The following is a 6,956-nucleotide window of genomic DNA, read 5'->3' on the forward strand; positions in this document are numbered from 1 at the left end:
GTCTTCAGGCAGAACTCGGCCATGTCGGCGATCATCCGCCGCGCTGCGCGGGTGTCGTCGGGCGTACCGAGACCGGTATCGATGAAGCCGAGCAGCGCTTCGATGTAGAATGCGTCGTAATAGGCCGAGCGGTGGCGAATCTGCACGGGCGACCACATCGGCTCGGCGATGCCGCGCCAGCGCGGGTTGATCACGCCCGCTGCCGGCGAGCGGGCGATGAACACCCGCGCCAGACCAAACAGCAGCGTCGAGTTCTTGTAGCTGCGCGCATTCAGGCCGGTCAGCGTCGCGACGAAGGCGCGGCCGTCGAAATCCGGATCGCCGATCAGGTTGAAGGCCGCATAGGCCGGCAGGAAGCCGTTGCGGCTCCAGGACTGCAGCAGATGATCGCCGCAGGCGCGGATCGCGCTGTCGATGTCGGAAAGCCGCGGCGTCTGCGCCGGCGCCACCCAGCCGGGTGGTCGCGGGTGTTCGAGCCTGACGCTGTCGATCAGTTCGGCGATCGGCGCTCCGATGGCCGCCCAATCCGGCTCGGCATCGTCGCGCGCGCTGATCAGGGCATCCCGCAAGGCGCGAAACCGGACCGGGTCGTGGAGTTCCGGCAGCCCGGCTTTGCGAAGCAGTGGCCGCAGCGCGGGGTTGGCGAGCGCGGTCTTGTAGAATTTGGAGATGTGCGGATCGCCGTGCTTGTGGCCGAGAAACACTGGATCGCACAGGTCGTACAGCGTTGGCGCTTCCTTCCTGGCGGTCAGCGCGCGGTACGCGGCGCCGGCCATCTTCAGCACATCCATGATCGTCTTCCGCGCGCCTGAACGTCTTCCAACCATTGAGAAATTGCATGGACGGACGGGGATTACAAACCCGCCGCATCCGGCCTCGCCCGATCGGGCCGGTCGAGCCGTAGGACAGAACGGCCGGCCTCCAAAGATGATAATTGTCGCAGCACCGCTCAGCGAAGAATTCGCAGTGATCTCGATACCGTTCGGGGCCTTCGGGTTGAAGAATAGTCGAAGTAGCAAAGGTCAGAGGTCCGAGATGACGGCGAGTTGTTTCGGTTCAACGCTGCGAGTTCCTGCCAGCTTGTCGGAACAACGTGGATTGTTTAAGAACTTGTTATTGTGCGACGCCGCAAATTGAGCGCAATTCACACGCAAAACACCCGCTCATCCCTGAACCTGAACGGTAGCGACGCGACGAATGCCTGCGCGCGCCGATAAGGACGACCGACGATGAAGATCCGCTTGCATCGCTTTTCCCGGCGAACCCTCACCGCGGTCGCGGCTCTGGTGGGCGTGGTGTCGCTCGGGATCGGTGCTCATGCGGCGCTGAACAAGCGCCCGGTCGAGTCCGCCCGCGCCGCTTCGCCAGCCGCGCAAGAGGCGAACGCCTCCTCGTCCCGGCTGGCGCTGGTGATCGGCAATGGTCATTACCCGGACGCGGCGGCTCCGCTGGCCCAGCCGATCAACGACGCCCGTGCGCTCAGCGCCAAGCTGCGCGGCGACGGCTATGACGTCGATATGATCGAGGACGCCAGCCGCGACGACATTCTGCGCGCGGTCGGTCGTCTCAAGGCACGCGCCCGCAAGGACGCGACCGTGATGCTGTTCTTCGGCGGCTACGGCATTCAGTCCGGCCGTGACAATTACATGGTCCCGGTCGACGCCAAGATCTGGACCGAGGCCGATGTGCGCCGCAGCGGCGTCAGCGTCGAGCAGGTGCTGGCGGAGATCAAGGCTGCCGGTGCCAGCACCAGCCTCGCGGTGCTCGATGCCTCGCGCCGCAATCCCTATGAGCGCCGCTTCCGTGCCTATTCGCACGGGCTGGCGCCGATCGAGACGCCGGCCAATGCGCTGGTGCTGTCGTCGGCGACGCCGGGGCAGGTAGCGGACGACAATGACGCTCCCAACAGCATGGTGGTTGCTGAGCTGATCGGTTCGCTGTCGTCGCCGGCGAGCGCGGAGGCCGCTTTCGCCAAGGCGCGGCAGGCGGTGATCAAGGCGACCAGCGGCGCCCAGGTGCCGTCGATGACCTCTTCGCTGGTTACGGACGTGCCGCTGGTCCCGGTCGCTGATGCGTCGCCGGGCAACGGCGGCTGAAACCGGCGACCTCACATTATCAGTCTGAAAAGCCAAAGACCTGACGCGGCTGCCGCGTCAGGTCTTTTTTCGTTCAGCCGGCTCGACCTGTGGTGTCGGGCTCAGTTGGACTGCAGCACGAAGCGGCGATTGTCCTTCTGCACCGGGCGGGCGTTCATCGGATACAGCTTTGCGAACGCCGCGACGTCGCTGGCCGCGACCGTGATCGGATCGGTCAGCACCATCCAGTCGACGACCTCCGAGCATGGCGGCGTCGTCAGCGACCCTTCGTAGCGATAGTAGGCGAGCTTGGTCGGCAGCAACGCGTTCGGGTTGATTGCTGGATCGGCCTTCACCGCCGGGCCCTCGCTCTGCGGCATGGTCGCGACGATCTTGGCGAATGCCGGATTGGCCGCACCTTCCTGCATCAGCACGCCGACCACGCCGAGCGTGCCGGAATCCATACGGTGGACGAAGTGGACTTCCATCGGGAACGACTTGCCGTCGATCTGATGCTCGCTGGGGCGATGAAAATGGAATTGCACCAGCTTGAAGCTCGCGCCGCCGAGCTTGAGCGTCGAGCCCTCGGCCATGTTGAGCTGGATGGTGTGACCGTTGTTGACGATGGTGTCGGCGGTGTCCGCCCACTGCACCTGCAGCGGAAACAGGTTGGCGCTGACGGTCGAGCGGATGTCGACCGGCGATTGCTGCACCCCGATCGAGCAGATCTGGTTGGCGGGATCGAGCTCACCCCACTTTGCGGGGGCGCCGTCGCCCTCGTAGCCCCAATGGTGGGCGCCTTCGGCGGCAACGCCGGCGCTGGCGCAGAGCGGACATAGAGCGAGGCCGGCAAAGGCCTTCAGGATATTTCGGCGGTCCATCGACGTCTCCCGGATTGATGCGCGGGAACTAGCATTGCGCGGCGACGGAGCAAAGGGAAGTGGGACGAATGAACGACGATGGTGTTTGTTTACTGGCTGGCCCAGACGATGCGGCCGATCCACTCCACCTCGGACGGCATCAGGGTCCGGTCCGGGTGGCTGGGATTGAGCGACGTTAGTTCGATCAGCTTGGCGGTGCGGCGCTTCAATTCCTTCACCATCACTTCGCCCTTGGTGGTCTTCACCACCACCCGGTCGCCGCGACGGACCGTGGCGCTGGGCGAGACCACGACGATGTCACCGTCGCGATACGCAGGCTTCATCGAATCGCCGGAGATCTGCAGCGCATAGGCATGCTCGTCGCTGATCGACGGCAGTCCCACCTCGTCCCAGCCTTTGCCGACCGGGAAGCCTCCGTCGTCGAAATAACCGCCGGAGCCGGCCTGAGCGAGGCCGAGCAGCGGCACCGATTGCACCACGCGCGGCCGGTCGTGGATCAGTTGGACGAAGCTGTCGATCGCGGTGTTGGTGGCCTGCAGCGCCTTGGCGACCGATTCGGTCGAAGGCCAGCGCTCGCGGCCGTCATTGGTGATCCGCTTCGACTTGTTGAAGGTGGTCGGATCGAGTCCGGATTTCTTGGCGAGCCCCGACGGCGAGAGGCCGGATCGTTCGGCCAGCCTGTCGAGGGCAGTCCAGATCTGATCGTGCGTCAGCATTTGCATCGGAGGCACCCAGATGCGCCTTCGCTCCGGCGCGCGGAAACGGACTTGATACTAGGAATTATTGCCTCAATTTTCGGCGTTATGCAATCCCGTCCGGTGACAAAAGCGCGGCCTCTTGCAGAGCTTCGGAGCGGCCGATACGGTCGTGCCCATGTTCGGCCGATGGCCGGGCGACCGAACGCGCGCGGATCCGCTATGCCGGATTCGACTTTGCGCTTCCGACGTGCGCAACTTATTGTTTCAGCGGATGTTTCGGTTGCCCGGAGATTGGCCGGACCGATCCTCGCCCGACCCTGAAACCAGCCGCAACGACGGGAAACCGCGCCCTTGCGCACGATTTACAAGATCTGTGAGGCCGCGGCCTGGCGCGACGCCGAACGGGCCGGTCTGTACCGCGGCAGTGCCGACGATGCCCGCGACGGCTTCATCCATTTCTCGACGGCGCCGCAACTCGCCGGCACCCTCGCCAAGCATTATGCCGGCAAGACCGGCCTGAAGCTGATTGCGGTCGATGCGGCTGCGCTCGGCGACGGGCTGCGGTGGGAGCCATCGCGCGGCGGCGAGCTGTTTCCGCATCTCTATGGCGAACTGACATTGTCTGCGGTGACCGGCGTGCAGGATCTCGTCACCCGCCCCGACGGCAGCCACGTCGTGCCGGAGCTTGCGTCGTGATCCGCGCCTTCGATGCCGTTTCGCTGCCGCTACTGCGCTGGCTCGATCCGGAGGATGCGCACCGGCTGGCCATCCAGGGCCTCAAGCTGCTGCCGCCGGCGAAGCCGCGTCCGGACGATTCCAAACTCGCGGTCCGCGCCTTCGGGCTGAATTTTCCCAATCCGGTCGGCATCGCCGCCGGCTTCGACAAGAACGCCGAAGCGCCGGATGCGCTGCTGCGGCTCGGTTTCGGCTTTGTCGAAGTCGGCACCGTGACGCCGAGGCCGCAGTCCGGCAATCCGCGGCCGCGCCTGTTCCGCCTGGAGCGCGACGAAGCGGTGATCAACCGCATGGGCTTCAACAACGAAGGCGCCGAGGCGGTGCTGCGCCGGCTGGCGGCGCGCGCGCAATATGGCGGCGTCGTCGGGGTCAATGTCGGCGCCAACAAGGACAGCGACGATCGGGTGGCGGACTACGTCAAACTGATCGAGACCTTCGCGCCGCTGGCGAGTTACTTCACCGTCAACGTCTCGTCACCCAACACGCCGGGCCTGCGCAATCTGCAGCAGGCCGCCGCGCTCGACGATCTGCTGGCGCGGGTGATCGATGCCCGTGAACGGGTGCGGGCGGCGGCAGGCGACACCCCGGTGCTCTTGAAGATCGCGCCCGATCTGTCGCTCGCCGAGCTCGACGATGTCGTGCACATCGCGCGGTCGCGGCGGGTCGACGGCATGATCGTCGCCAACACCACGCTGTCACGCTCGCCGACGCTGCGCGAGCGCAACCGCATCAACGAGCAGGGCGGGCTGTCAGGCCGGCCGCTGTTCCGGCTGTCGACCCGGATGGTGGCGGAGACTTACGTGCGCGCCGAGGGCGCGTTCCCGCTGATCGGCGTCGGCGGCATCGATTCCGGCGGCGCGGCGCTGACCAAGATCCGCGCCGGCGCGACGCTGGTGCAGTTGTATTCGGCGCTGGTCTATAAAGGCCTCGGCTTGGTCGAGAACATCAAGGCCGATCTCGCCTCGACGCTGCTCCGCACCGGCCGCGAGTCGCTGGCCGAAATCGTCGGCGCCGACGCTCCGATGATCACTGCGGAAGAGTGGCCGATCTGAACGGTCGACGTTCGGCTACTCCCACCCCCCCGTCATTCCAGGGCGCTCGCGCAGCGAGCGAACCCGGAATCCCGCGGTTACCTGGCCGAGAAGTCTGTCCCGCTGAATCGCTGTAGTGCCCAGAATCTCCAGATTCCGGGTCCGCTCGCTGGCACGAGCGTCCCGGAATGACTCCCCACACAACACGACTGTCATCCTGGGGGGGCGCGTAGCGCTCCAGTCACGGGTGTCATTCCGGGGCGCTCACGAAGTGAGCGAGCCCGGAATCCCGTAGTTATCGGGCACAGAGATTCCGGGTTCGCGCTGCGCGCGCCCCGGAACGGCTCGCTGAGCGTTTCTACAGCGGAACGATCAGTCCGTCGCTCGCCGCCATGTGCGGGACGGTGTCTAGCCTGTGCAGCACCTCGTCGCCCATGTGGGTGAGGATCACGCGCTTCGGATTGATCTGCGGCAGGTGGGTTTCCAGCGCCTTCAGGCTGATGTGGTTCTTCACCGTGCGATCGTAGGTGTAGGCCTCGCAGATGAACAGATCGGCGTCGTGCGCTGCCGCAACGAGCTGATCGGTCCATTGGGTATCGCCGCTATAGGCGAGAATTCGCCCTTCCGCTTCGATCCGGTAGGCGAAGAACGGTCCGCCGGAGTCGCCGTGGATCACCGGAAACGGCGTCACGGTCACGGCGCCGAACTGCCGCTCCACTGCAGGTTCGAGTGTCAGCACCTGGAGGTCGAAGCTCGACTTGGTTGCGGACGAGTGCTCGAACATCGCTTCCATCAGGCGCGTGAGGCGGATATCGATGCCTTGCGGTCCTGCGATCACCAGCGGTCGCTTGCGCTTCATGAACTGCGCGTCGAGCATCAGGAACGGCAGGCCGCCGAAATGATCGGCGTGAAAATGCGTGATCAGGATCAGATCGAGTTCGTCGCGCAGGATTCCGCAGCGCTTCAGCGCCGGCAAAGACGTGGCGCCGCAGTCGATCAGGAAGTTGACGGTCTGGCCGGAGACGTGAAAGCAGGTGTTGAGCCGTCCACCGGAGCCCAGCGCGTCGCCACAGCCGACAAATCGTACCTGCATTTCGCGTTCCGTCGATCCGGCTCAGATGCCGTTCGCCCAGCTCTAGGCCGTCTGTGATCGGAACGTAACCCGTACCATCGCCGGATGCCGCGACCGTTGCGCGCAGGGACGCGTGCGGTGCCCTGCGCGCATCGTTGCTTGCGTCGTTAGATCAGGGTGACCTTGCCGCTGGCGAGATCGTAGACGCCGCCGACCACCCGCAGCTTCTTGCTGTTCACCATGTCGGCGAGAATCGGCTTCGACTCCTGCAACTGCCGGACATTGTAGCGGACATTGGCGATCACGGCCTGATTGCGCAGATCGTCTTCCTTGGCCTTCAACACCGGCTCGATGCCGGGCTTCATGTCGCGCACGAGAGCGGCGATGTGGCCGGGCAGATCATTGCCCTTCTGGAGGGCCGCGACCGTGGCCTTGACGGCGCCGCAATGGGTGTGGCCGAGCAC

General features: G+C 65.3%; 7 protein-coding genes and 1 pseudogene. 3 read left to right on the top strand and 5 right to left on the bottom strand.

Annotated features, from left to right (window positions below; genetic code table 11):
* Positions 1 to 791: pseudogene (locus DY468_RS24040) on the bottom strand (hypothetical protein); the annotation flags it as partial.
* Between the two features lie 438 nt (positions 792 to 1,229).
* Between DY468_RS24040 and DY468_RS24045 the strand changes: the two are divergent.
* Entirely contained in the window at positions 1,230 to 2,096 is an 867-nt protein-coding gene (locus DY468_RS24045; protein WP_164608064.1) for a caspase family protein, read from the top strand.
* A 101-nt stretch (positions 2,097 to 2,197) separates the two neighbouring features.
* Here DY468_RS24045 and DY468_RS24050 read toward each other — a convergent pair whose 3' ends face one another.
* Positions 2,198 to 2,956 carry a carbonic anhydrase gene (locus tag DY468_RS24050; RefSeq protein ID WP_164608066.1) on the bottom strand — a complete coding sequence of 253 codons (759 nt, stop codon included), beginning with the start codon at positions 2,954 to 2,956 and terminating at the stop codon, positions 2,198 to 2,200.
* An 89-nt stretch (positions 2,957 to 3,045) separates the two neighbouring features.
* A complete protein-coding gene (locus DY468_RS24055) occupies positions 3,046 to 3,672 on the bottom strand; it encodes a S24 family peptidase (RefSeq protein WP_164608075.1) in 627 nt (208 codons plus the stop codon).
* 333 nt (positions 3,673 to 4,005) lie between these two features.
* Here DY468_RS24055 and DY468_RS24060 point away from each other — a divergent pair, with 333 nt between their 5' ends.
* Positions 4,006 to 4,350 carry a DUF952 domain-containing protein gene (locus DY468_RS24060; protein WP_164608068.1) on the top strand — a complete coding sequence of 115 codons (345 nt, stop codon included), beginning with the start codon at positions 4,006 to 4,008 and terminating at the stop codon, positions 4,348 to 4,350.
* Positions 4,347 to 5,441, top strand: a complete 1,095-nt coding sequence (locus tag DY468_RS24065; RefSeq protein ID WP_164608070.1) for a quinone-dependent dihydroorotate dehydrogenase — start codon at positions 4,347 to 4,349, stop codon at positions 5,439 to 5,441. Before DY468_RS24060 ends, DY468_RS24065 begins: the two co-directional genes overlap by 4 nt.
* A 337-nt stretch (positions 5,442 to 5,778) precedes the next feature.
* Here the strand turns inward: DY468_RS24065 and DY468_RS24070 are convergent, their stop codons facing one another.
* Together DY468_RS24070 and DY468_RS24075 are read right to left on the bottom strand one after the other, a co-directional pair.
* On the bottom strand, positions 5,779 to 6,513 hold the full coding sequence (locus DY468_RS24070) for an MBL fold metallo-hydrolase (RefSeq protein WP_164608072.1): 735 nt from the start codon (positions 6,511 to 6,513) through the stop codon (positions 5,779 to 5,781).
* Between the two features lie 146 nt (positions 6,514 to 6,659).
* A partial coding sequence (locus DY468_RS24075; protein ID WP_164608074.1) for a carbonic anhydrase occupies positions 6,660 to 6,956 on the bottom strand: 297 nt, incomplete at its 5' end.

The organism is Rhodopseudomonas sp. BR0M22, from assembly GCF_010907035.1.
Classification (GTDB): Bacteria; Pseudomonadota; Alphaproteobacteria; order Rhizobiales; family Xanthobacteraceae; genus Rhodopseudomonas.